Genomic DNA, 23,172 nt, shown 5'->3' with positions numbered 1-23,172 from the left:
AGAGCGTGCGCACGGTCGGGGCGTTCGTGGTGGCGGCGCTCACGCGGCGGCCTCCGCCTTGGCGCGGGCCCGCTCGGTAATCGCCGCGGTCTGCCGGGAGGACGCCTTGCCGATTACGTCGGCGCCGGGCTCCTTGTACCAGGGACGGAGTTGGAGCAGCGCTGGCTTGATCCCGGTCGCGAAGAGCAGCGCCGAGCCCTTCTTGAGGGCGCGGATCTGGTCGGCGGGCAGGATCCGCTCCTGTCGCATCGAGATCGAGGTGGAGCGTCCGGAGTCGGACGTGGAGTGCGAGACGGTCTCGACGTCGTGGTCGCCGACGAGCCGGCTCAACTTGTCGGCGAAGTCGGCGTCGTCGATGCCGCTGCCGACCAACTTGACCGTGGCGGCGGACCACATGGCGTCCATGCCGACCTCGCCCCAGACCCGTTGGCCCTGTCGGTAGGACTGGAGGATCGTGATCGGAATTACGCCGCGGGAGCCCAAGTGCGAGTAGAGGTCCGGGAGATCGCCGATCTTGCACACGTTGGCGGCCTCGTCGAGGACGCACAGCAGCGGCGGGTCGAGGCGTCCGCCGTCGCGCTCCGCCTGGATGACCGCGGTGCGCATCACGCTGTCCGCAGCGGCGGCGATCAGCGCGGACGCCGAGCCGCCGCCGTCCTTCGACAGCAGGTACAGGGTGTCCTTGCGGGTGACGAAGTCTGAGGGCTTGAACTCCGGGAGCGTGTCGTTCGGGGTGACCCAGGCAGCGATCTTCGGGTCCAGAAGGCAGGCCGCGTACTGTCGCGCGGTTTCAAAAATGCCGTCCCGCGTTTCGACAGCGCCTGACACGGTGCCCTGCAACTGCGCTGCGATGGCAGTGAGTTGGTGTTCCTTGAGGATGTCGATCGGGGTGCGGTCGGCGGGCTGGGCGAGCCAGCCGAGCACGTCGGTGATCGGGCGACCGTCCGCGCCTGCGGAGAGGAACAGCGCCGTGAGTGTGTTGGCGGCGGCCGTGGACCAGAAGTCGCCCTGCTCGCCTTCGTCGACGGACGCGGTGACGAAGTGCTGGGCCAAACGCCTCGCGCCGGGGAGGTCCTTGGCGTCGGCCAGCGGATCCCACCACATGGCCTGCTCGGTGTGGGCGATCTGCTGCGGGTCCATCGTCCACACCCGCCCGGCCTCGGATCTGGCGTCGAGCGTCACCGTGAATGCGTCGCCGGCCGCCTTGTTGGAGGTGAGCAGGACGGGGCCGGGGGCACGCAGGATCGACGGGACCGCGAGCGAGGTGGTCTTGCCGCTTCGGGGGGCCATGATCGCGACCGCGACGTCTTCCCAGGACGTGCGGACCTCGGGTCCGCCGTCGCCGAGGTTGCCGAGGAGGACGCCGGTGTCGTCGGGCTTGATCGACCCCGGCTTGGCGTCGGCGAGGCTTGGGCGAAGGCTCTTGGCCTTGGCCGAGACCTCCTTGGGCAGCAGGACGGCGAGGTCGCGGCTGGTGGCCAGCCCGGCGGCCTTCTTGGAGCGGTGGTGCTTGAGTACCTGGGCCGCGCCGACGGCGGCCAGGGCGGCGAAGAGCAGGCCGGGGGCGATCCGGGCGCCGATCAGGACCTGGAGCGGGTCGAGTGCCGGCCACAGGCGATCAGGGTGCAGGGCGGCGGTGACCGGCTGGTACGGCTGCCAGGGTCCGCTGCCGAAGGCGGAGTTGGTGAGGTTGCCGCCGACCCAGGCGAGCGAGCCGTAGGCGGCGAGGGCGAGGCCGGCGCCGATCAGGGTGTAGAGGAGGGCATCGGTGCCGGGGCTGGAGGACGGTGCCTTTGGGGAAGGGGAGGAGGGGGAGGGCAGAAGAAGGTCCTTGCGGGAAGCCCGGGCGCGGGGCGGAGCGCGCGGGCGCGGGGAAGGCCGCAGTGCGGGCCTGGGAACGGGTTGGCGGCGGCGCGGTGCGGTCACGCGCTCGCGGCCAGGGCCGAGATGGCCGCTGGTCAGCGGTGGGAGGTTGCCGGGCGGTGCTCCGGCGCCCACGGCCGGGCGGCGGCTGGAGGGGCCGCGGAGCTGACGGGCCGGTGCCCGGTGCGCGCGGCCACGGCGCGGTGGCGGCCTGCGAGGTCGAGGTCCACGAGCTGGCAGGCCGCGCGCGCCAAGGAGTGATCGCGGTGCAGTGGCGGGGTGGTGCCGTCGGCACGCATCAGCGGGGCAATGATCCGGACTTCGTGGCTTCCGGTCCGCAGCGCGATCCAGCGGCAGCTGGCCGACGGGTCGTCGGCGGACACGATTCTGGTGGAGGCCAGGACCCGCCGGGCGGTGGCTGCCCACTGGGCGTCGGTCAGGCGCGGCGCGTCGGGGTGGTCGCGGATGGTGCAGTGCCACACATCGCGGCTGCGGCCCAGGCGCTCGTCCTGGTCCGGACGGTGCGCGCGGAGAAGCCCGTTCAACTCATCTGCAAGGGCGGCGAGTTCGATGCTGCCGGGCAAGGGGAGTTCGCCGACTTCACGCCAGCCGCCGATGACGCTGACCGGCGGCCCGCCTGGCGGGCGCAGGGCGTGGTGCTGCGCGGCAACGAGCAGGTCGCGGGTGCTCGCGTACCTGGTGATGGAAGGGATCAGAGGGGAAACGTTTCTTCACCGCCCGCGTGAGCGAGCCTGCGGGGCCGTGGCGGAGACCGGTGGTGGCTGCTGCCGCTCGGGCCCGGGCGCGGTGGCGCCGCCGGTGCGCGCGGCGGCAGAGCGGATGCGGGCCGGGCTGGTGGCCAGTTCGCGGATCTGTGCGGGCAGGTCGATGATGTCGGCGCCGGCCTCCCAGATCTCGTCCGCGGCTCGGCCGAGCGGCTGCCAGAGGTATCCGCCGCCGGGCCGGCCCTTGGCCCACCGGCTCGCGGTGGCCACCACGTCGGACAGCGCCTCAAGGGTGCCACCATCTCGGGTGATCTCCGTGAGCATTCCCGCCACTTCGGACGGGTCGCCGGATGAGCGGATCCGTGCGGCGACATCACGCAGTCCGGCGGTGAGAAGCGCAGTGGGAGCGCCCGAGGTCGCCTGCTCCTGCGGCAGCGGGTTCACCGCGACCTGCCAGGGGTTGCGGCCGGTGCGCTGTGCCGGGTGGTGGCCTCGGACGAGGCTTCCGGGGAAGGCGTGCTGGAGACGATCCGGGCGGCGTTGGCCCGGGGTGCGAGTTCGGGGTCACCGGGACGGTAGTACATCCACGGCCACTGGCCGCCGATCGCGTACAACCCTCGGTCGTCCGGGACGACGTGCATCCGTCCGTCGTCGCCGTCGTACTCCTTGGGCCAGGTGTAGATCAGCGATCCGTCCGGCTGGAACGCGGCTTCGAAGCCGGCGTCAGTGGCGAGCATGTCGGCGACGACCTGCTCGGCGGCCTGGCGGGTGAAAAGCGCGGTGCCGTACGGGTCGGCATAGCCGCGCCGGGTCGGCGCGAGGCCCGGCAGGGGGATATCGTCCGAGCCTTCGGCATGCCAGTAGTACACGCGTTCGTTGCCGCGGATTTCAGAACCGTCCCACAGGGCCTGTTCGGCGGCCAGGGCTACTGCAGCGGCCTCGGCGGGGTCGGCGTGGTCGGCCATCAGCCGGGTCGCTGCGGGCAGGTGGAGTTCGGCCTTCTCCATGGTGCCGAGCACGCTCTCCTCGATCGTGGCGGCCTGGCGGCTGAGTTCCTGCAGGTGCGTGCTGTCCGGGTCGGGGCTGAGGGCCTGGTTCCAGGCATCGAGGTCGATCCGGGCGCTGGTGGCTGCCTCGTGGGTGAGGTTGAGCAGGCCCTGTGGGGTGAGGAGGGCCTGGAGCAGGTTCTGGCTCGGCTGGCCGTTGTCGGTGTCGAGCTGGTCGGCGAGGTTCCGCAGCCGCTGTGCGAGGGACAGGTGGGTGGGGTGGGTCAAGCTCGGGTTCTCCGGGGGTAGGGGCCGTGAGGGAGGGCGGAGGTGGTGCTGACCGGGGCGGTCGTGGCTGTGCGGGCGGCCGGCGCCCGGGCAGCCGGAGAGGTGTCGGACTGCTGCGGGTAGGGCACGTTGGAGGCGTTCCGTTGGAGCGTGGCGACGGCCTCGGCGCCCGCGTCGAACCAGCCGGCGATCTCCTCCCGCTCGTGCGGGGGGCCGTGGGTGTCGCGCGCGGATCCGGCGGCGGTTCTGAGAAGCTCGCGGGTGCCGTCGGCCACGTTGTGCGCTCCGGTGACCATCTGGGCTGCCACATCGGCGAGTTCACGTAGGTCGTCTATTCGGCTGACCACGTCGGCGAGTTCGTCGAGCTTGCCACGCAGGTCGGCGAGAACCTCCAAGGCCTCCTCGCCGATCGCGGAGAGCCGAAGGCGCGGATCGACCTCGACCTCGTACCCGGCGCCCTCCAGCCGACGGGCGGCCTCTTCGACCACGGCGCGGAAGACGAGCGGGCCGTCGAGCATGTGCAGGGACATGGGCTGGTCGGTGTTGCGCGGTGGCGCGAAACCGAGCTTCGTCAGCATCACGCCGGCCGCGGAGTCGGCGCCGCTGGCGGAAGCGGCGCCGAAACTGCCCGGCGAGATGCGGATCGGGCCGGTCACCGCCGTGTCGTGTGGCCGAGCACGCTGGTGATCGACGCGGCGGGCACCGGGGCTGGGAGTTGCACGGACCGCGGGGCGTGCACGACCTGGGGCGCAGTGCGCTGGGCGGCGTTGGCCCGGGGCGAGAGGTCGGTGGCATCGATGGGGAAGTCGAGGTCGAAGCCCCGCAGCCGGGCGGCGATCTGCTCCAGGTGCAGTCGCAGGAGGACGGTGGTGGCGCTGGCCTGCCCGAACTGCTCGGCGGCGGCGTGAGCGGAGCGTGCGGTACTGGCCCCGCCGGCGGCCTCGGCCGCACGCCGCAGCGTCTCCTCAACCTCGTGCAGCACAGGTTCCAGCAGCTCGATCGAGCGGGCGAGGTCCGAGGGCAGGGTGCTGTCGGCGAGGGAGTCGCCCAGCCGCCGCACCGCCCAGGCGGCGACGCGGGAGCTTTCGCCGTCGTCGGGCTGGTTGCGCGAGAGCGCGGTGATCAGGCTCAAGTGATGTCCGCCCCTCGCTAGAACGGGTTCTCGACGACGCGGTCGGCGTCGGTGGCGGCGTCGAGCAGCTCCGGCAGGTCACCGGGGCTGGCCTCACGCTGGTCCACCCACCAGCCGGAGCGGTCGATCGTGCGGGCCAGAGCCTCGACCTCCTGCCACCGTTCCTCGGTGAGATCGCCCTCGGTGACGAGGCTCTGGTAGGCGCCGGTCACGAGCTGATGGCGGCAACGCGCGCCCCAGGCGAGGATCGTCGCCGGGCCGGACAGCGGCGGCATCGCGTACCGCTCGGCCCAGTCGACGGCGGCCTGCTCCTCCTCTGCGCGGCGGGCGGCGACCCAGGCGGTGCGTTCCTCGTCGTGGTCGCCTTCGCGCTGGGCGCGCCAGCAGTCTGTGCAGTCGCGTCCGGCGAGCCAGCGGGCGTACCCGGCCCGCCGGTCAGCCGGCCTCGCGCCGAGGTCGTGCTCGTGCTCGTGTCCGCAGGAGTGGGTGACCACCCACTTGGTCTTGACAGCCATGTTGTCTGTTCTCCTTGGCAGTTGGATGGATCATCGGTGCTGCGGGTGCGCGGTCGTCACGGAGCGGCGGGCCAGGACGGCGGCGACGATCTCCGGCTGGACGGCGACGGTGTACCGACCGTGCTGGAGGTGGGCGGTCGCCCGGGCGACGGCAGCGAGGTTGTCGTCCTCGGGGCGGTCCGTGACCGGAGCCCGGTAGACGTCGAGGGCCGGCACGTGCTTCCAGCCGGCTCGGGTGAGCAACGGGGCCGGGTCGATCGGCAGGCCGGAGGTGACTGCGGCGACGACGCCCAGCTTCGGGTGTCGGCCGATCGCGACGTCGGGCTCGCCGTCGCTGCTGCGGTGGGTGGCGGCACAGGTGTCGAACTCGGGGTCGGCGGGCACTCGGTGGCCCATGGTGCGCAGGGCCCGGACCGCGGCGACGGCCCGTTCCCGGCTGTTGCGCCGCGGGGCGGCGAGTCGGAACGAGCCGAGCGCGGTCGGGTCGGGCTCGAATCCGAGTTGCGGCAGGAGCGCGTCCGCGACCCTGAAGGTCATGCCGCTGGGCGTGGCCGAGATCGTTCCCGTCTGGGCGTGGCGGGAGATCGTGATGTCGACGATGTCGTTGCTCTCGGGGGTCGTGGACACGGTGGACTCCTTGACGTCGTTGAGCAGAAGGGGCATTGGTCAGCGGGCGTGGATGCTGTAGGCCCGGCGCGGATCGACCGGCTGCGCGGCGGCTTCGACGGGCTGGGCGGCGGTGACGCGGCCCAGTCGCAGGCTGGTGGCGGTGGCTGCCTGTGCGCGGGTGCCGAGCTCGGGGGCGACGGTCGGTCGGGTGGCCTGCGTGGGACGGGCGGTTCGGGCCAGGGCCGGGGCTGAGATCGTCGCGAGGTCGCGGCGGACGCCACCGAGGGTGGTCTGCGCATCGTTCAGAACGGCGGACACCTGCGCGGGGTCCAGGGCCTGTGGGTCGTCGCGCAGCTGCTGTGAGAGCCCGGTGAGGATCTCCTGGATCGCGACGAGCGTGTCCTGCCGGTTGCTCAGCAGCGCGCCCATCCGGCTGTCCGCCTGATGTCGTTCGGGGGCCGGGAAGACGCGCGTTGCGAACGGGTCGAGGCCTGCCACCGGTTCGGCGGTGCCCGTTTCCTGCTTCGGCGCTGGGAAGATCCGGGTGGCGAAGGGGTCCTGCGCGGGGTCCTGTGACGTGGTGGCGTCGGAGATCTTGACGAGGTGGGTGCGGAACGACTCGCCGGGGTTGCCGGGAGCGTGGTCGGGGTCGAACGCGGCGTCCGAGACGACGGTCAGCCCGGCCGCGCGCAGGCGGGCGACGGTGTCCGTGGCCCGGTCGACTCCGCCCGCCTCCGGCCTGGTCAGGGAGTACAGGGTCGGATGGTCCGGGACCCGGTAGAAGCCGGCCTTCGCCAGGAGTTTCGCTGCGTCCGGGCTTCCCGAGTGGTTGGTGGCGGTGATCCCGTGGTCGGGGTGGTGCCCGACGGCCACGTCCGGCTGCCGGTCCGTGGCGACCTCCGGCGGCTGCGGGGAGACGCGACCAGGGGTGATGATCTTCGCGCCCTGTCCGGCGGCGACAGAGGAGGGAGAGGGGTGGCCGGGATGTTCGGCGTATTCGAACGCGGGGTCCGGGCGCACCTCGGCACCGGTGGCGCGCAGGGCTGCCACGGTCTGACGGGCGTGGAGGAAGAGGTTGTCGGTCTGGCCGGTGAACGCCAGATCGGCGGTGCCGGGGATCGGCGTGAACCCGTAGTCGGCCAGCAGCCGGCGCTGCCGGTAGGTGGCGTGTTCCAGGCCGGCGGCGGTGACGCCGTGCTGGGGATGGCGGACGATGTGGATGGCGGGGCTGTCGCTGATGCGGGGTTCTCCTAGAGCGTGGCGGCGGTGGAGGGGGCGGTGGCCAGCACCCGGGCGGCGGGCGCGGCCTGGATGATCGGGCCAGCCGGGAGCCCGCGAGCGGTGACAGCGCTTGCCGCAGTCGCGCGCGCACTGCGCGCGGTTGTGATCGGTGCCTCGACGACGCTGCCGACGTCCGCCAGTGCGGCCTGGACGGTGGTCAGGTTCTCGGCCAGGGCGGCTGTCTGGTGCCGGGCGATGCTCACCTGGGCGCCGAGGACCTCGCCTTGGACCGGTGGGAGCTGGGAGACGAACGCCTGGGTGGAATCGAGCAGCTCCAGCAGGTTCGGCAGCGCCCCGACCCGCGGATCGAGGGCGACGTCTAGTACATCGGCCACGTCCCTGCTGTCGGTGAGGCTGCGCAGGCTGACCGTTTCGATGGCCAGGTCTTCGGCCGCCTCGGCGAGCCGGTCGGCACTGGCCGGCGGTGCGGCCAGCCCGACCGTGGCGACCTGCAGGCCCAGGCCCTGTAGGACCAGGCTCGCCCGGGCCGCCGCGGCCAGGGCCTGCCGTTCGCTCGCGTCCTCGGGCGGCAGGTAGATGTCGCGGTCGGGAGCGCCGCCGTCGTAGCGCCAGCCGAAGGTCCGCAGCACCTCGGGCACCAGGCCCTCGGTGGAGTCCGTCGCGGTCGCCGCGACGATCCCGTCACCCGGGTGGCGGGCGAAGACCACGTCAACCCCGGCCAGCGGCATCGTCCGCGAGGTCGACGGGGCGGAAGCACCGAGCGAGTCCGCCCGGTTGAGCCAGGCGACCTGGGCCGCGCGGGCGACGGCGTCCGGACCGTCGAAGACGTACTCGCCGTCGCGGGGGCCGGGGGTCGCGCCGTTCTGCTGGAGGAGCCGGTGCGCGCTGTCGGGTGCGTCGGGGCCGAGTCGGGCGGTGATGGCACCGTCCGGACCCGGCCCGAAGGAGATGTCGGACATGATCCTCGCTGTCGAAGTGGGGGCTAACGGCCGGGCGGTCAGCGCCGTCGTCCCTGAGCGGACGACGCGAGCCGAGCTGCGTTGGGTACTGAGGGCTGAGCGGGGGGAAAGGGCCGGGAGGTCGCGCTAGCGGCGCTGGCCCGGTCGGAGACCGGTGGACGGGTCTCGCGCAGGATGAGCTGTCGGAAGGAGCGGCGGGTGTGCCCGGCGAACGCCTCGGGCACGTCGCCCGTGACGAACATCGCGCTCTGGGGCAGCCGATGGAGTAGTTCCACGTAGCGGTCCGGGCTGTCGCGCTCGGAGGCGATCATCCACTCGGCGTCGTCGAACGTGCGCCGCGCCTCCACCAGCAGCTCGCCGGACGCGATCTGCTCGGTGATCGACCGCGAATCGGGCGACTGGACGCGGCTGAGTCGGCGGCAGGCCTCCACCCGGGCCGCCGCCGACGTCGCCCCCGCGTTGTGGAACGGGGCCTCGGAGGTCAGCCAGTCGTAGTGCCGGACAACGTCCGAGGAACGCTGTTGTGGTGCATGCCAGTTACCCACCCGGCAGCCGGCTTCGGCCAGCTGGCGGACCGCGAGAGCGGCAGCATCGGCCTGCTCGAACATCGTGGTTGCCGGGGACATGCGCCAGGCCCCGAGCGGCGCGGCCCGGTTCACGAAGCCGGCCTCGGCGAGGATCTCCGCGATGTCGGGGGCAAGCTGGTGCGGGGCGATGACGAACTCGCCCCAGTCGAAGTTCCAGCCGAAGGTCGCGCGTTCGGGCCGTCGGGTGGCGCTCACCGGTGGCGGACGGAGAGGGCCAAGCTCGGGACCGAGCGCGTGCTGGGCAGCGGCTGCTTCATCTCCTTGACGCGGGCCAGCAGGTCGGCCTCGGCCTGGTCGCGGGTGGCTGCGGCGTCTTCCAGGATCTCCAGCTGATCGGACAGATCGGCGAGCAGCTGGTCGTCGACCCGGCGCTGCCGGTCGGCGCAGATCACGAGCCGCACTCGTTCGAACGCGACGCGGGTCTCGGCCTTCACCAGCACACGGTGGGCGTCCAGCACGCGGGCGGCACCAGCGCTCAGGCGTGCCTCCTCGGCGTGCAGAGCGGCGATGCTGGTGCCGACAGCCGCCTCCACTCGGTCGTCCAGACGGGTCAGACAAGCAGGCAAGGAGCAACTCCGGGAAAGGGGAAGGGTGGTAGAGGGCGGATGGCCCCAAGGGATTGAGTCGGGTGGGGGCACCGCAGGGACGACGGGGCGGGCAGAGTCCCGAGCCGTCAGCGCGCCCGGCCGGCAGCAGGCTTGGCCAGGGGAGCCGGGCTGAGCGCACCGTCCGGATCGGTTGCTTGAGCGGGCGCGGCGGAGCGGATCTTGCCCGAGGAAGCCCGTGCCGCCGCGGCAGCCGACGACGGCGGCGCGGTCACGGGCAGCGGACCGGTCGGCGACCAGAGGCCGGCGTAGTCACTGAAGACGGAGGTCGGCTCGGTGTCCCAGGGCACCACCGGTCCGCGCTCGTACTCGTACAGGCCAATCACCTCGACGCCCTCCGCGTGCAGGACGTACGCCCAGTTCAGGCCCTCGGTGGTCTGCTCGGTGACGATGTCCTTCGAGGGCGGCGATCCGTCCGAGGTGAGGATGCCGCCGGCGCTGACCTCGCTGCTGGCGACGGAGTCCCTGCCGATCAGCCGGGCCCGCAGCCCCTCAGGGGCTCCGTTCAGCAGATCGACGCCGATCTCCTCCCAGCCGATGGCCGGGGTGTCGATCAGGTGGTGGGACAGTGCCTCGACATCGCCTCGGAAGCGGTGCTGCCGAGCGCTCAGCAGGAGGGGCAGCATGTGGCTGGGATAGCCGTCATGGTGGCAGTAGATGCCCGTGAAGCCGACGTCGGTAGGCCGGGCGATGACAGAGCGGGTGGACAGGAAGCACTCCTGGGGGCGAGCAGAGAGGAAGGCGAGCAGGGAAGTGGGGCTGGACGTGGCTGCTGGGGGCAGGGTCAGCGGCTGCGGTCGTGGGCGGCAGCGGGCCGTTGCACCGGGCCGGCCGGGGGACTTACGGATGGATCCCGGCGGCGGCCCGCGGCGCTGGCATCCGCGACGACAAGGCCGGATCCGGCAGGACAACCTCGTTGGCGTTCTCGACGTACCGGGTGGAACGCGAGGCGGAGGCAACGGCCCTGCGCGGCTCCGGCTGAGGGAACGGGGAGGTCAGCGGATAGCCCCAGCCGACCACTGCCGCGTCCAGGTCGGGGTACTCCGTGGCGCCGAAGAAGCCGGTGCCGTCAGTGGAGAGGACCGCCGCAGCGCCGTCCGCCGGAAAGCTGGTCAGCAGCTGGGTCGGGCCGTCAGCCTTGCTGAGCCGGGCGTGGACCACGAGTCGGCCTGAGATCAGGTCCGAGGCCAGGTGATGGGCCCAGATCGTCCCGGGCGCGCGGGTCATCGTGGGCTCCTCCGGTGCCGGCTGCGTGACGGACTGCTGCTGCTCCGTCTCGGAGTACAGGCGCAGGACGTCGTAGCCGGCCGCATTGAGCAAGCGGGTAGCTTCGGTGACGAGCCGCGGGGCCAGAGACTCGGCAGTGGTGCGCGAGACCCGGTGCAGACCGGTCGCGTCGTCGCGGACGAAGCCGGCCTGCTCCAGCCGCTGCCGACTGGAGCGGTCTACGGACAGAGCGGCGACCGCGTCGAGAGCGGGGTCGACAGCGAAGGTGATGGTGGGCGAGGGCACGTTCCTCCGTTCGTTGAGTGGTTGAGCGAGGACGCCGGGAAGCGCGGCTACTCCTCGTCGTCGCTCAGGTCCGGGTTGTCGCTCGGGTCGTGGACGTAGCCGAAGACGATCCGCTCCAGCTGGCCGAGCAGAAGGCCGTCGTGGATCCGGAAGGCGTCGAGGCGCTCGGCGACGTAGTCCTGCCGGTCGGCCTCGGCACGTGCCACCCGGGCCAGGTTGCGTGTGGACAGGCGGCCCCACTCCAGGAGGTCAGTCGGCGTGGCGAGTTCCATCCACACCCAGATCCCGGAGCCCAACTTGAGGATCCCGTGGGGGTGGAACATGCCTGACCGGCGGCGGGGGTTGGGGCTGCGACGCTCACCCCAGCCGCGCACCAGGCCGTGCGCGAGCTTGTCGAGGGCAGCGGCCTGGACGTGCGCTTCGAGGTCGGCGTCGGAGAGCCGCTGGCGAACCTCGGATTCGAGATCGCCCTTGCGGAAGCGCCCGGTGTCGTTGGTCACAGCTTGGGCGGCTTCCTCCACGATCTCCCACAGCCGCACTTCGGCGGTCACGCTCATGCCGCCTCACGCTCCCGCCAGGCCGCGGCCATCTCGGCGAGCGCCGCCATCGCCTGCTCGATCACCTCGCCGGTGACCGCCCGGCCGACCAGCATGAACTGCTCGTCGTAGAGCTTCACCGTGTCGGTTCCGCGGGCCTGCGCGAGCGGCGGCACCACCTCACACAGGAACTGGGTGGCAACCCGGCGCCGGCGGACCTCCTCCTCGGCCCGTTCCTTGCGCTCCGTCCACGCCGCCGGCAGGCTCAGCTCGCCCTCGACGACCTTGTCGGCCAGCTCCGGGTCCTCCGCGCGAAGCCGGGCAAGCTGGTTCTCCACGGAGTCCGCCTGCGCCTTGGCCTCGCGCGCGGTGTTGTAGGCCTCGGTGAGCCCGAGCGCGCCGTTGATCACCAGCTCCACGAGGTCGGGTGCGTGCCGGAGAACGGTGTTCGCCTGGCCGATGCGCCCAAGGGAGACCCCTGCCTGTTCACTCAGTGAACGGGCAGGCCGTTCACTGCGTGAACGGTCGCTCTGTTCACTCAGTGAACAGGCCTTCGCGGCGATCATCGCCATCTGCCCCTTGGTCAGGTTGCGGCGCCGGATATTGACCGAGAGGGCGAACATCGCGGGGTCGTCCCCGCTGTAGGTGGCGAACTCCGGCGCCACGCCGGCGATCTCGCAGGCCTTGATGCGGTTGCGGCCGTCGAGGACGCGGCCGGAGTCGTCGAGCATGATCGGGTGGTACTGGCCGTTCGCCTTGATGTCCTCGGCTAGTGCGAGCAGCTCGTCGTCGTCGAGCATGGGGAACGAGGCGGCAGTGGGGTGGAACTCGATGATGATGTCCTAGAGTTGGTGGGCGGATGTCGGCAGTGGCGCCAGCGACCGCTACGCGGCGGAGAGTTGGTCTCGCGGGGCATTGGCCTTCATGCGGCTGTCGGTGTCGTAGAGGCTCCGCTCGGCGGGGTGGAGGAGATGCTGCACCACGAAGCTCCGGCCGGCGATCTTGTAGAGGCCGCGTCCCCGGGTGAGCGCCGCGATGGCCTGAGTCTCAACTCCGGTCAGCCCCAGCAAGCTTGCGGTCGCGGCGAGCTGGTCCGGCTCCTGCCGGTAGATGATCCGAGTCGCGCAGTCGGTGAGCAGGCCTTCGGCCAGGGCCCGGCCGCGGGATCCGGCATCGCCGGCCGACAGGAGGTCGGAGAGGCGGTGGATCACCAAAAGGTTGGCAATGCCGAGGCCGCGGCTGAGCTTCCACTGCTGCTGCATTCGTTCGAGCAGCGGCAGGTGGCGCATGAGCCGCCAGGCCTCGTCGTACACCACCCAGCGCCGTCCGCCGCCGGGGTCGGACAGGGCCGCCTCCATCCAGGCGGAGGCACAGGTCATCGCCAGGATGAGCGCGGTGTCATCACCTGCGGATCCGAGCTGGGAGAGGTCGATGCTCAGCATCGGTGACCGGGCGTCGAACTCCACGGTGCTCGGCGCGTCGAACATCCCGGCGAGGTCGCCCTGGACGAGGCGCCGCAGCGCATGGGCGAGGTTCTCGGCGGCGGCGCCGAGGCGGCGGGCGGGATCGCCGAGGGCGTCGTCGAGGCGCCGCGCGTTGCCGAGCATGGCGGCGATGTCGCCAAGCAGCGGAACCCGGCCGGTGCGCTCGGCGTCGGAGACGACCTCGTCGAGCGCGACGTCGAGCGCGGTGTGCTCCATCGGGACCAGGTCGCGGCCGAGCACGGTGCGGGCGAGCGCGCCGAGCAGCAGGAGCCTCCGCTTGCGGACCTCGGTGGTCCAGTCGGCGAGGTTCACGCCGGCCGGGGCGGCGGGAGCGTCCAGCGGGTTCAACCTGCCGCTCATCCCGGGCCCGAGGGCGATGGTCCGCCCCCCGAGCGCCTCGGCCACCCCACTCCACTCCCCCTTGGGATCGCAGGGGATGTAGACCTTGTAGCCGTGCGCGATGCTGCGCAGGGCAAGGCTTTTGGCCAGCGCCGACTTGCCCATGCCGATCACGCCGGCGAGCAACACGTTAGGGTTAGTAAAACCTTCAACTTTCCCGTACAGGCTGAACGGGTCGAAGCAGAAGGACCCTTCGGCGTGGACGTCCCGGCCGATGTAGATGCCCCCTGCGCCGAGGCCACCCTCGGCCAGGAACGGGTAGGCGCCGGCGGCGACGGCGGTGGTCATCCGGTGCGGGGGGAGCTTGAACTTGCCGCCGCGGGCGGAGGCGGGGCCCGGACGCCCGGCGGCCGGGTAGAGCGGGCGCGCGTCGAGTTCGTCGACGCCGGTGGTGAGGGTGCGCCGCCGCGGCTGGTCGGCGAGGCGGGCTTCGCGGCGGGCGGCGGCCAGGTCGCGGCGGGCGCGGCGGCGGTCGTCGCGATCGCCGCCGGTGGGGGTGAACAGCGCGCTGGCGCTGGTGCGTATGCGCAAGGAGGAGCGTCTCTTCTCGTCCGCCGGTCAGCGGCGGATCAGGCCGGCGACGGGGGCGTGCAGGTCGGTGGGGGTCGTGAACTGCCTCACGTGGGCGCTGGTTTTGAGGTGGCGCTGGCAGACGGTGAGGTCGGGAGCGCCTTCGGGCAGGCGCGTCGCGCAGGCCTCCCTGGTCGGCAGGCGGCCGTCCGCGCGGGGCGCCGCGTGGTAGGCGGCGTGCAGGTGCTCGCACGCCTGCCAGAGCCGGATCCGGGAGTTGTGGAGCTGGTCGCCCTCGGCGGCGGCGTGGGCGCGGGTGCGCGCGGTCGCCCGGTCGAGGAGGGTGTGCAGAGCGATGCTGAGCTCGTGGAGCGCGTCGAGTTCCTCGCGGGAGAGGGGTTGGCGACTGGTCAGCTCGATGTCGCGCTGGGATGCGATGGCGGCGGTGGCGAACCTGATGAGGTTCGGCTCGTCGTGGTCCATGGAGACGGTGCCCTTCGGCGGTCAGAGGCGGGCCAGCGGCAGGGCGGCGGCGCTGAAGGCTTCGGCCTGCTGCATGGTGAGGCGGCGCAGGTCGATCAGGGCGGCGACGGCGGCGGTCTCGACCTGGGCGCAGGCGGAGTTGAGCGCCTCGGCGTCGTCGGCGGAGACGACGATCAGGCCGGTCATGGCGACGTCCGCATGGCCGGCGATGAGTTGCAGCTCGCGTTCCTTGACGTCGGCGTACTCGACCGTGTCGGCCTCGCTGTCGACCTGGCCGCGACGCACGCGCTCGGCGGCGTCGGCGATGATGGTCGCCTTCTTGCGCTGGACGTCCTTGAGGGCGGCGTCCAGGCCCTGGGGGGTGTAGAGGAGCGAAAGGGTGCGCCGCACGCCGCTGCTGTACAGGAGCTGGTGGAGGAAACCGGCCGAAGTCTCCGTCCGGGGCCACTGCTCGATCCAGTAGACCGCGTGGTGGGCGGAGTCGGTGCGGATCTTCTCAGGTTCCTCGACGAGGACGACGGGTCCGGCGGCGGCCACGTCGGCCTCGGGTCGGCCGGAGTCGGACCACCGCTCCAGCGCGCCCAGAACCTTCGGGTCGTAGGCGGTCCGGACGGTGGCAGCGATCTCGCCCGCGGTCAGCCAGCCGCCCGGGGCGAGCCCGGCGCCGCGCAGGGACTGGTCGAGGGAGGATGTGAGCTGCTGGAGAACGGAGAACGAGCCGGCCAGTCCGCCGCCGGCCTGGTTGATGAGGCGCCGGGCGGCGCGCAGATCCATCGAAACGGCGACATACGCCTCGTGGGGGGCTGCGGCTGGGCCTGCTGCGGAGAGCAGATCCTCGTAGATGGGGCCGGCGACCGGAGTGTTGGGGCGGCCGTGCTCCAGCCAGTAGCGCTGCAGGGCGTCCCCGGAGTCGGGGACGGTGCGCTCGACGACCTGGATGCGGGCGATCTGCCCGGAGCGGGACAGCGCCGCCAGGGCCCGGCCCCAGCCGGCCACGTTGTCGGACTGCGTGCCGGGGTCGAGCAGCGCGAACGCGCGGCTGCTGACGCGGGTGACGGCGGTGAGGGTAGCCCGCTGCTGGTCGTGGACCGCGCCGAGTCGGCCGTCCGGAGAGGTGACCGCGCGCAGCGACGCGGCGGTTCCGGGCAGGTGGAGCAGACCTTCGACGCGGGGGCGGGTCGAGGGGCGGGCGAGCCACAGCAGCTGGCCGCGGGCTCGGCGCAGCCAGTAGCGCAGGGCGACAGGCGCCCACTCGGCCGGGGACCGGCCGCGTATTCGTACCACGACCGTGGCGGCGAGCAGCGCCCACAGGGGACTCAGGGCCACGGCGGCGACGACGCCGGAGGTCATCAGGACGCCGAGCAGGAGCAGGCCGGCGACGCCGACGACGACGAGCTGAGGGAAGGTCAGGCCGAGGAGGATGCCCCGGCGGGAGCGGGTGGGGAACTTGATGGTGGCGGGGGTGCTCAGGTGGTGCTCTCTGGAGTCGGGGAGCTGTCCCGGGGGCCCTCCCGGCCCGCGTGAGTGCGGGCCGGGAGGGCAGGCGGCGGCACGAGATGGCCAGCCGCTTGGGACACGGGAGGGAAAGCGCGGTGAGCCAGTCCGTCAGGACGGCGGGCGCTGCGGGAAGGTGAAGCGCGTACCGGCGTCGGCACCGGTGGCGGCGGGCCCGGCGGGCGGGGCGATCACTGGGTCGAAGGGCGCGGCGGCCCCGGCAGGGGCAGCGGCCGAGCCCGGTGTGGTGATCCGGACCGCGGGCGAGGCGGCGGCCGAGGCGCCGCCCGATGCCGGGGACGGCCCTGCGGGGGAGGCCCCGGACGAGCCGGGGCGCGTGACGAGCGCCTGCCCCTGGTCGCCGTCGCTGCGGTCGGACGCCGGGCGGGAGACCAGCGGGACGCCGCCGTCGCCAGGGCCCGACCGCGTACCCTCCCCGTAGCGAAAGGCCGCCGGGGTGGCCTTGGCGAGGTCGATGGACGGCTCGGATCCCTGCGACCCGCCACCGCCACCATCGCCCATGGCCTGGCCGGGGACCTGGGCCGGTCCCTGCGGGCTGGCAGCGCCCGCCCCTGCGGCGCCGCTGGCTCCGGCTCCACCGGCGCTTGCGGCTGCGCCGGCGCCCGCTCCACCGGTTGCGGCGGTCATGGCCAGCTGGCCACCCTTCTTGGCGGTCGAGGTCGCGGCCTGCAGACCCGCGGCGGTGGAGCGGTGCAGGTCGTGGCTCTGGCCGCCGTCGGCTGACGACCAGTGGACGAACTTGAAGACCATGAACGGGGCGCACAGGACGAGCGCCATCACCACGAGACCGGCGATGATGTCGCTGAGCGCCGCGATGCCGTCCCTGGTATCGCTCTGGCCGATCGCGGACACGCCGACCAGCATGACGATCGTGACTACGAGCTTCGTGAAAACCAGGGTGGCGGTGGCCTCGATCCACTTGCGACGCCAGTCGCGGGTGGGCTCCCAGGGCCCGCCGGCCGCGGCCAGCGGGGCCAGGACGACGAGCACGAGGATCGTCACCTTCCGCATGACCATCATCGCCCAGTAGAGGACCGCGCCGATGGCGCATCCGATGGCGGCGAACACCGGCACGAGCCAGCCGAGCGGGATGATGACACCGAGCTCACCGACCTTGACGATCCTTCGGACAGCATCGGAGATCGAGACGTTGGCGATCTCGAACAGACTGCGGGACAAGGCGTCGACCACGGCCAGGGCTACCGAGGTGAACGTGATCGCCGTGACAGCGAAGAGCACAGAGCTGATGGTGGCCGTGACCGCCTGGCCCAGGGCCTGACCGTCCCGCCGCCAGGCGGCCCGCATCAACTGCAGGATGAACGTCAGTACGATCATGGTGAGCCCGATGGACAGCACCAGGCCGTAGTTGTCGCGGAACCATCCCGCGCTCAGGTCGACCCGGGTGGTCTCGTCGACCGCCCGCGAGGCCATGTCGACGGCGGAGGAGGCGAGTTCGCCGCAGCTCTTCGCGATCCAGTTGCCGATGCCGGAGGTGACGGAGTCGGCGACCGCGCTGGCGCCGTCGCAGAGCAAGTTCACGCCAGGGACATCACAGAACCCGATAGATGATCAGCTCCTCAAGTGGACTCCTGGGGAAGGAGTGGTTAGGGGTAGACGGTGGGGGCGACGGCGGCCAGCGCGCAGTCCTGCATGGGGCGGCACTGGACGGCCAGGGTGATCGCGCGGTCTTCGGCGCCCCGGCCGCCGCCGTCCCATGCCACCTCGACCTTGCCGGTGACGGTGACGGCGTAGACGTACGCGGCGGTGAGCGCGCCCGGGTTGGCGGCGATGGCCCGCGAGTAGGCGTCGGGCACGTGCGCCTCGCTGATGGCGGCCTTGGAGGTCTGGCCGTTGGCGGACAGACGCGACCACATCACGGGGTCGGGGACCTGGCCCTCGACGGACGCGCCGTCTGCGTACTGGGCCTCGTGGGTGAGCCACCTGCGCAGCCCATTCACGAAGTCCTGCTGGCTGGTCGCCCGCGAGTCGTAGGTCCACAGCGCGCCGACGAAGGCCGCGGCGAACTCGGTGGGGCTGGTGGTGTGTGGCGGGGCGGCCACGGCCGCGCCCGTGCCAGCAGCGGCGGGTCGGCCGGAGGCGGACCCAGCGGCGGAGGCGGGGGAGGGTGAGTAGGCGGGACGCAGGGTGGGTGCGGCAGTGGGCGGCCGGTCGCGGTGTTCGTCGCCGCCCGACAGACGGGCGAGGAGCCCGGCGAGCAGGCCGGCGACCACGAGGACGGCCAGGCCGATCAGAAGCCGCCGGACGGCGATCGGGTCGCCGCTGCGAAACCGCACCGGGGACGGGTACTTGCGCTCTCGCACTACTTGACCTGCGTCCCCAGTGCGGAGAAGAAGCTCACCAGACCGTTAGCGGCGCCGAGCAGCAGCGCGACACCGGCCGCGACCATCGAGCCCTGCTTGCCCTTCGCCTCGGCGCCGTGGCTGCCGGTGTGGTGGCCCCACGCCCACACGACGCCGGCCACGCACAGCGCGCCGACCGTCGCGATGACGGCGAACAGGTTGATGGAGGAGACGACCTGCTTGAGGACGCCGAGGCCGGGCAGGCCTCCCTCGGCGGGCGCCACGCCGGGGTCGAAGGCCAGCTGCGTGGCGGTGGTGGCTGCGAGGATCAAGGACAAACGTTTCTCCTGTAGAAGGCGTGCCGGGGCGCGTACGCGCGCCGTCCGGCCGGAGGAAGGGAAGAAGGGGGAGAGCCCACGTGGGATGTGGGAGAAGGTCTGAGCCATCGCGGTGGCGACTGGGGTGTCGGCGAGCGACGCCGGTGGCGCCCCGCCCTGCGCGGGTAGACTGGGAACGCCCAGGCTCCGGCGGTCAGGTCAGCAGTGATCAGGGGGCGATCCGCCGGGCGGCGATCACGTCCGTGCGCCAGCTGTCGAGGGTGGCGATCCGTACGACGTCGCCGGTGTGCGGCGCATGCAGGACGAGCCCCGCGCCGATGAACATCCCCACGTGTTCGGGGCCGTTGGGGCCGGGACGGGTGAACAGCAGGTCTCCGGGCCGGAGTTGGTCGAGTGCGACGGCAGTGCCGTTCTTCACCTGGTCGTACGTGGTGCGGTCGATGGCGAATCCGGCGGCCTTGTAGGCCTGTTGCGTGAGGCTGCTGCAGTCGCAGTGCTGCATCGGGTCGGTGCCGTGGCTGTCGGTGCAGGTGCCACCCCACTGGTAGGGGGTGTTCAACTGGCCCAGGCCCCAGCGGATCGCGGCCTGCACCTGTGCGCTGGCGTCGGCCGGGATCTGGTAGCCGGCGGGCAGGGCACCGGGCGGGATGGTGCCCCAGTTGGTGCCGCCGCTGGGCGGCGTGCACGACCCCGGCGAGGCCGCAGGGGCCGACGGCGGTGCCGCGGTCGACGGGGAGGAAGCCGGTGCCGTGGCCGCCGGTGCGGCGGTGGCGCCGGTGCCGGCGGCGGGGGAGCCAAGGGCCTTGGTGATGGCCTGCTGCAGGGCGGTGGCCAACGGTTCCCACTGCGCGTAGGCATCCGGGAAGCCGCTCTTCTGTACGGCCTGGGCGGCAACGGTGAGCGGCTTGTCCTGCCAGCCAGGGACCTTGAGCAGCTCCTTGTAGAACGCGGTGCTCGCGTACACCGGATCCTGCAGCTGTGACGGGCTGCCCCAGCCCATGGAGGGCCGCTGCTGGAAGAGGCCGAGCGAGTCCCGGTCCCCGCCGGCCAGGTTGCGCAACCGCGACTCCTGCATGGCCGTGGCGATCGCGATCACCTGCCCGCGCGGCGGGACCTGCAGCGCGATACCGGTGGCCACGATCGTCTTGGCCATCGGTATCTGCACGGTCGGCAGGTCGAGGCCCTCAGTCGGGACGGTCGGGCCGGACTGGCCGCCGAGGATCAGCTTCACCGCCGACTCCACTGCGGCGGGGTCCACGCTCTGGGCACCCGCGCCGCCCGCGCTCACACAGTCCGCCTTGGCCTTGGCGTCGTGCCCGAGGACGACGACCAGCGGCAGGATCAGCAGGAAAGGGGCTGCGAGAGCGGCCGCGCCGAGACCGGCGACAGCCTTCTTCACATTGCCTGCCGCAGATGCGTGCCCTTCCGGCTCAGGCCCGGCGGGGCGCCGGAAGGCATGAAATGGTGAAGTCCCGGCAAGGGGGATCTCCGATCTTTGGGGTGCGCAAGCGGATCGCGGAAAGGCGATTCGGTGCGCATTGGGGAAGGGGGCGTCGCGGCCAGCCCGGGATTGAGACGGAACCCGTAGATTGCGTCTGGCCAGGTCGTGGTGCTCGTGGCGACGTCTTCGAACGTAGAGATCCGAATATCTCCCGAGCAAGGAGTTCGCGAACATTCGTAAAAATTGCCGAAGTCCTTGCACGGGAGACATCCCGACTTTTACCTTCGAAGGAAGCCCCGCAGCCACCCGTGTTCCGGGGCCCATTTCTATGCGTCAGCCGTAGCCGGAGCCGCCCCCGGCAGCGGATCTCGCGCAACACCCCCCCATACCCAAGAGGACATTTGACGACCGACTACACCCTCCTCCGGGGCGATGCCCTGACCCGCCTGAGCGAGCTGCCGAGCGGCACGGTCGACTGCGTCATCTGCGACCCCCCGTACAACAGCGGCGGGCGCACGACCCAGGAACGAGTCGGCCGAAGCGCGAAGGCGAAGTACACCACCGCCGGCTCGAAGAACCAGCTCCCCGACTTCCCCGGAGAGAACAAGGACCAGAGGTCGTACGGCTTCTGGCTCTCGCAACTGCTCGCCGAGAGCTTCCGGCTGACCGCAGACGGCGGCACCGCGGCGGTGTTCACCGACTGGAGGCAGTTGCCGACCACCACGGACGCGCTGCAGGCCGGCGGCTGGACCTGGCGCGGCATCGTGCCCTGGTACAAGCCGGCCGCCCGCCCGCAGAAGGGTCGCTTCACCCAGAACACGGAGTTCGTAGTCTGGGGCAGCCGCGGTGCCATGGACGGCGATCGCAACCCCGTCTACCTCAAGGGCCTGCTGGAAGGCAGCCAGCCCAGCGGATCGAAGCGCCAGCACATCACGCAGAAGCCCGTCGCGATGATGCGCGACCTGGTCCAGATCTGCCCGCCAGGCGGCAGGATCCTGGACTTCACCGCGGGCTCCGGCTCGACCGGCGTCGCTGCCCTGCTCGAAGGTCGGTCCTTCCTCGGCATCGAGCTGACCAGCCACTACGCCGACATCGCCGAGGAACGCCTCGCGGAAGCCAAGCGCACAGCCGAGGCCGCCGACCAGGCATCGGAGTAGGCGCCTCCGACCTCGACTACGGGACGGCGCCCACCCGCGAGCAGCCCGCAGACGGCCTGCGCTCGACACCAGCCCGGCCGTCGCCCACAAGGTCGTCCGGTAGAACGGCCGGCTCGCCGCACGTCCACCGCAGGCGCGCGCACCCCATGGCATCGGAGCCGGCCGTGCCCAGGCGCTCGCCGAGACCCCCAGGCCGAACGTGACCCCGGTCTCCTCGGACACAGCCTCACCTCAGCGGCCCCGGAGCACTCCGGGGCCACCCCACCACCCAACGGAGCCACCACGCCGATGGCGCACACCAACCCGCACACCCACGACATGCCGATGGCGGTCTTCCCGGGCTACCTCGCCGGACCCGGCGAGGACCTCGACACGCTCTTCGCGTTCGGCCGGGGGCGAGACGACTGGCTGCTGACCGTGGTGGACGACAACCTGGTCGCCAGCCACGAGAGCGCGACCGGGCTCGTCATTCTCAACCGAGCTGCGGACAGCCCCTACCCACGGTGGATCATCGGCTCCAGCCGCAGCCCGCTGAGCGACTTCGCCTGGCACGTCACCTTCGACGCGCCTACACCGGCCGAGGTGGTCATGGCCGTGGCCCGTCGTCTCGCCCATGGCACGGGCCAGCCCACCCACCCCGAACGCGAGCAGCAACTGTGGAGCCGCACCTCTCACGCCAACACCCTCAACGCCCTCCACGCAGAGGCAGCTCGCGCCCGCTGGAGTGCCGGCACCCGGTGCTGCGCCGCGACCCTCGATGCGCCCGACGACACCGCCACTGTGCAGATCCACCGCGCCGCCGAGGGCCATGGCGGCACCGCCGACATCGCCTACACCCTCACCGCCGGAGCCCGCGGCCACGAAGGAACCTGGTGGACAGGCAAGTTCAGCCGTGACGTCCCGGCCAGCGTCATCATGGCGGCCCTGCGCGCCGTCACCGACCCCGGCCGCTACACGCGCCGGGCCTCCCAGATCCCGATGCTCCACCGCGCCCTCCTGCGCACCCACCCGGTGGCCCGACGATGCCCGGAGCCCGTCCGTGGCCGGTGACCACTCCGGCCGCCGCACTGCGCAGGCCGAGCAGCGCGTCGTGGTGAGCCCCGGCTACCTCGCAGGGCCCGGCGACCTGGACAGCGCCAACACGGCGTTCGAGACTTTCCTCGCCGAGCACCCAGGCTGGTCCCGATACTCCTGCGACGGCGGAGACACCAGCGTCGCCATCAGCGACTGCCTCACCGGTCGGATCCGGCTCGACCACGAGCCCGGCGACCGCAACTCCCGCTGGACGGTCGCCGGATACGAGTCCCCGGTTGGTGAACGGTCCTGGCACGTTGCCTTCGACCTGGAGACCCCGCACGAGATCGCCCTCGCCGTCGCCGGAACCCTGTCCTTCGCCGTGTCCCGCAGCAGCCACATCGCGAAGGACGAAGCGCTCTGGGGCCGGAAGGGCACCTGCGAGACACTGCTGAACCAGATGCGCGAGGCCGACTGGCTCGACGTCAGCACGGAGTCCAGCATGGCGTTCCAGTCACCCGACGCCACCGCAGGGCTGATCCGCTGGGACGGCGGAGGGTTCTACAACGAGCCCTGGGGCGCGGACCATCCGGCCGCGGTCACCCTGTGGGCCCGGGCGTGGCAGGCCCACTTCTCCAAGGACACACCCACCCGCCTGATCACCGCAGCCCTGGACCACCTCACCGACCCGCAGCCCGAGATACGGCGGCTCGCGGAAGTTCCCACCGCTCACCTCGGCGCAGTGGAGATCCGGCCCCACAAGGAGTCACCGCGGCCCACGGCCGCCACCGAGCGCACCACGCTGGCCGACATCCCGGTGGCGCGGTGGGACGCCGCAGCTGCCACGGCAGCACAGGTCGCCGCCACCCGATCAGCAGGGAGGAAGCCCTGAGCACCACCCCAAGCCCTCGACACTGGACGGAAGTCGACGGCGACGTCCACGTCCATCCGGTCTACCTGGCGGGAAGCCCG

General features: G+C 72.0%; 27 protein-coding genes. 4 read left to right on the top strand and 23 right to left on the bottom strand.

The window, feature by feature from the left end:
* Window positions 1-39: 39 nt before the first annotated feature.
* The 9 genes from ACWDBB_RS08960 to ACWDBB_RS08920 form a co-directional block, all read right to left on the bottom strand.
* Window positions 40-1,749: a type IV secretory system conjugative DNA transfer family protein gene (locus ACWDBB_RS08960; RefSeq protein WP_449789084.1), complete on the bottom strand. Its 1,710-nt coding sequence runs from the start codon at window positions 1,747-1,749 to the stop codon at window positions 40-42.
* Between the two features lie 209 nt (window positions 1,750-1,958).
* Window positions 1,959-2,447, bottom strand: coding sequence for a hypothetical protein (locus ACWDBB_RS08955; RefSeq protein WP_449788926.1), 489 nt, complete (start codon window positions 2,445-2,447; stop codon window positions 1,959-1,961).
* 147 nt (window positions 2,448-2,594) lie between these two features.
* Window positions 2,595-2,912 carry a hypothetical protein gene (locus ACWDBB_RS08950; protein WP_449788925.1) on the bottom strand — a complete coding sequence of 106 codons (318 nt, stop codon included), beginning with the start codon at window positions 2,910-2,912 and terminating at the stop codon, window positions 2,595-2,597.
* A 116-nt stretch (window positions 2,913-3,028) separates the two neighbouring features.
* Entirely contained in the window at window positions 3,029-3,862 is an 834-nt protein-coding gene (locus ACWDBB_RS08945) for a hypothetical protein (RefSeq protein ID WP_449788924.1), read from the bottom strand.
* Window positions 3,859-4,518, bottom strand: coding sequence for a hypothetical protein (locus tag ACWDBB_RS08940; protein WP_449788923.1), 660 nt, complete (start codon window positions 4,516-4,518; stop codon window positions 3,859-3,861). The genes ACWDBB_RS08945 and ACWDBB_RS08940 overlap by 4 nt, the downstream gene beginning before the upstream one ends.
* A complete protein-coding gene (locus ACWDBB_RS08935; protein WP_449788922.1) occupies window positions 4,515-4,994 on the bottom strand; it encodes a hypothetical protein in 480 nt (159 codons plus the stop codon). Before ACWDBB_RS08935 ends, ACWDBB_RS08940 begins: the two co-directional genes overlap by 4 nt.
* Window positions 4,995-5,011: 17 nt before the next feature.
* Window positions 5,012-5,509 (bottom strand): hypothetical protein, encoded by a 498-nt coding sequence (locus tag ACWDBB_RS08930; protein WP_449788921.1) that lies wholly within the window; start codon window positions 5,507-5,509, stop codon window positions 5,012-5,014.
* A 30-nt stretch (window positions 5,510-5,539) separates the two neighbouring features.
* Window positions 5,540-6,136 carry a hypothetical protein gene (locus ACWDBB_RS08925; RefSeq protein ID WP_449788920.1) on the bottom strand — a complete coding sequence of 199 codons (597 nt, stop codon included), beginning with the start codon at window positions 6,134-6,136 and terminating at the stop codon, window positions 5,540-5,542.
* Window positions 6,137-6,175: 39 nt separating this feature from the next.
* The gene (locus ACWDBB_RS08920; RefSeq protein WP_449788919.1) at window positions 6,176-6,991 is read right to left on the bottom strand and encodes a hypothetical protein; all 816 of its coding nucleotides are present in this window, start codon (window positions 6,989-6,991) and stop codon (window positions 6,176-6,178) included.
* Between the two features lie 102 nt (window positions 6,992-7,093).
* Here ACWDBB_RS08920 and ACWDBB_RS08915 point away from each other — a divergent pair, with 102 nt between their 5' ends.
* Window positions 7,094-7,372, top strand: a complete 279-nt coding sequence (locus ACWDBB_RS08915) for a hypothetical protein (RefSeq protein WP_449788918.1) — start codon at window positions 7,094-7,096, stop codon at window positions 7,370-7,372.
* Here the strand turns inward: ACWDBB_RS08915 and ACWDBB_RS08910 are convergent.
* The 14 genes from ACWDBB_RS08910 to ACWDBB_RS08845 all read right to left on the bottom strand — a co-directional run bounded on the left by ACWDBB_RS08910 (window position 7,369) and on the right by ACWDBB_RS08845 (window position 19,987).
* Complete coding sequence (locus tag ACWDBB_RS08910; protein ID WP_449788917.1) at window positions 7,369-8,319, bottom strand: hypothetical protein; 951 nt, start codon at window positions 8,317-8,319, stop codon at window positions 7,369-7,371. The two genes, ACWDBB_RS08915 and ACWDBB_RS08910, sit on opposite strands and share 4 nt — an antisense overlap.
* Window positions 8,320-8,357: 38 nt before the next feature.
* Window positions 8,358-9,101: a hypothetical protein gene (locus ACWDBB_RS08905; protein WP_449788916.1), complete on the bottom strand. Its 744-nt coding sequence runs from the start codon at window positions 9,099-9,101 to the stop codon at window positions 8,358-8,360.
* Window positions 9,098-9,472: a hypothetical protein gene (locus ACWDBB_RS08900; RefSeq protein ID WP_449788915.1), complete on the bottom strand. Its 375-nt coding sequence runs from the start codon at window positions 9,470-9,472 to the stop codon at window positions 9,098-9,100. Before ACWDBB_RS08900 ends, ACWDBB_RS08905 begins: the two co-directional genes overlap by 4 nt.
* A 107-nt stretch (window positions 9,473-9,579) precedes the next feature.
* Window positions 9,580-10,137 (bottom strand): hypothetical protein, encoded by a 558-nt coding sequence (locus ACWDBB_RS08895; RefSeq protein WP_449788914.1) that lies wholly within the window; start codon window positions 10,135-10,137, stop codon window positions 9,580-9,582.
* Window positions 10,138-10,351: 214 nt separating this feature from the next.
* Window positions 10,352-11,023, bottom strand: a complete 672-nt coding sequence (locus ACWDBB_RS08890) for a hypothetical protein (protein ID WP_449788913.1) — start codon at window positions 11,021-11,023, stop codon at window positions 10,352-10,354.
* Between the two features lie 47 nt (window positions 11,024-11,070).
* Window positions 11,071-11,580 (bottom strand): hypothetical protein, encoded by a 510-nt coding sequence (locus ACWDBB_RS08885; protein WP_449788912.1) that lies wholly within the window; start codon window positions 11,578-11,580, stop codon window positions 11,071-11,073.
* The gene (locus ACWDBB_RS08880; protein ID WP_449788911.1) at window positions 11,577-12,359 is read right to left on the bottom strand and encodes a plasmid replication/partition related protein; all 783 of its coding nucleotides are present in this window, start codon (window positions 12,357-12,359) and stop codon (window positions 11,577-11,579) included. Before ACWDBB_RS08880 ends, ACWDBB_RS08885 begins: the two co-directional genes overlap by 4 nt.
* An 84-nt stretch (window positions 12,360-12,443) precedes the next feature.
* Window positions 12,444-13,973, bottom strand: coding sequence for an ATP-binding protein (locus tag ACWDBB_RS08875; protein WP_449788910.1), 1,530 nt, complete (start codon window positions 13,971-13,973; stop codon window positions 12,444-12,446).
* A 27-nt stretch (window positions 13,974-14,000) separates the two neighbouring features.
* Complete coding sequence (locus ACWDBB_RS08870) at window positions 14,001-14,435, bottom strand: DUF6238 family protein (protein WP_449788909.1); 435 nt, start codon at window positions 14,433-14,435, stop codon at window positions 14,001-14,003.
* 21 nt (window positions 14,436-14,456) lie between these two features.
* Window positions 14,457-15,905: an SCO6880 family protein gene (locus ACWDBB_RS08865; RefSeq protein WP_449789083.1), complete on the bottom strand. Its 1,449-nt coding sequence runs from the start codon at window positions 15,903-15,905 to the stop codon at window positions 14,457-14,459.
* Window positions 15,906-16,040: 135 nt separating this feature from the next.
* A complete protein-coding gene (locus ACWDBB_RS08860; RefSeq protein WP_449789082.1) occupies window positions 16,041-17,513 on the bottom strand; it encodes an SCO6881 family protein in 1,473 nt (490 codons plus the stop codon).
* Between the two features lie 41 nt (window positions 17,514-17,554).
* The gene (locus ACWDBB_RS08855) at window positions 17,555-18,244 is read right to left on the bottom strand and encodes a hypothetical protein (RefSeq protein WP_449788908.1); all 690 of its coding nucleotides are present in this window, start codon (window positions 18,242-18,244) and stop codon (window positions 17,555-17,557) included.
* Between the two features lie 26 nt (window positions 18,245-18,270).
* Window positions 18,271-18,579 (bottom strand): DUF6112 family protein, encoded by a 309-nt coding sequence (locus ACWDBB_RS08850; protein WP_449789081.1) that lies wholly within the window; start codon window positions 18,577-18,579, stop codon window positions 18,271-18,273.
* A 217-nt stretch (window positions 18,580-18,796) separates the two neighbouring features.
* The gene (locus ACWDBB_RS08845) at window positions 18,797-19,987 is read right to left on the bottom strand and encodes a C40 family peptidase (protein ID WP_449788907.1); all 1,191 of its coding nucleotides are present in this window, start codon (window positions 19,985-19,987) and stop codon (window positions 18,797-18,799) included.
* Between the two features lie 443 nt (window positions 19,988-20,430).
* Between ACWDBB_RS08845 and ACWDBB_RS08840 the strand changes: the two genes are divergently transcribed.
* The 3 genes from ACWDBB_RS08840 to ACWDBB_RS08830 all read left to right on the top strand — a co-directional run bounded on the left by ACWDBB_RS08840 (window position 20,431) and on the right by ACWDBB_RS08830 (window position 23,092).
* Window positions 20,431-21,186: a DNA-methyltransferase gene (locus ACWDBB_RS08840; RefSeq protein ID WP_449788906.1), complete on the top strand. Its 756-nt coding sequence runs from the start codon at window positions 20,431-20,433 to the stop codon at window positions 21,184-21,186.
* 288 nt (window positions 21,187-21,474) lie between these two features.
* The gene (locus tag ACWDBB_RS08835) at window positions 21,475-22,236 is read left to right on the top strand and encodes a DUF317 domain-containing protein (RefSeq protein WP_449788905.1); all 762 of its coding nucleotides are present in this window, start codon (window positions 21,475-21,477) and stop codon (window positions 22,234-22,236) included.
* Window positions 22,226-23,092, top strand: coding sequence for a DUF317 domain-containing protein (locus ACWDBB_RS08830; protein ID WP_449788904.1), 867 nt, complete (start codon window positions 22,226-22,228; stop codon window positions 23,090-23,092). The genes ACWDBB_RS08835 and ACWDBB_RS08830 overlap by 11 nt, the downstream gene beginning before the upstream one ends.
* Window positions 23,093-23,172: the final 80 nt, after the last annotated feature.

This window comes from Kitasatospora sp. NPDC001095 (assembly GCF_053598615.1).
This window is presented reverse-complemented; position numbering and strand designations above follow the sequence as displayed.

Coding starts and splice junctions, on each gene's coding strand:
- ACWDBB_RS08950 (WP_449788925.1), bottom strand. CDS start 2,912: ATGCTCACGGAGATCACCCGAGATGGTGGCACCCTTGAGGCGCTGTCC.
- ACWDBB_RS08930 (WP_449788921.1), bottom strand. CDS start 5,509: ATGGCTGTCAAGACCAAGTGGGTGGTCACCCACTCCTGCGGACACGAG.
- ACWDBB_RS08910 (WP_449788917.1), bottom strand. CDS start 8,319: ATGTCCGACATCTCCTTCGGGCCGGGTCCGGACGGTGCCATCACCGCC.
- ACWDBB_RS08895 (WP_449788914.1), bottom strand. CDS start 10,137: ATGCTGCCCCTCCTGCTGAGCGCTCGGCAGCACCGCTTCCGAGGCGAT.
- ACWDBB_RS08885 (WP_449788912.1), bottom strand. CDS start 11,580: ATGAGCGTGACCGCCGAAGTGCGGCTGTGGGAGATCGTGGAGGAAGCC.
- ACWDBB_RS08880 (WP_449788911.1), bottom strand. CDS start 12,359: ATGCTCGACGACGACGAGCTGCTCGCACTAGCCGAGGACATCAAGGCG.
- ACWDBB_RS08870 (WP_449788909.1), bottom strand. CDS start 14,435: ATGGACCACGACGAGCCGAACCTCATCAGGTTCGCCACCGCCGCCATC.
- ACWDBB_RS08835 (WP_449788905.1), top strand. CDS start 21,475: ATGGCGCACACCAACCCGCACACCCACGACATGCCGATGGCGGTCTTC.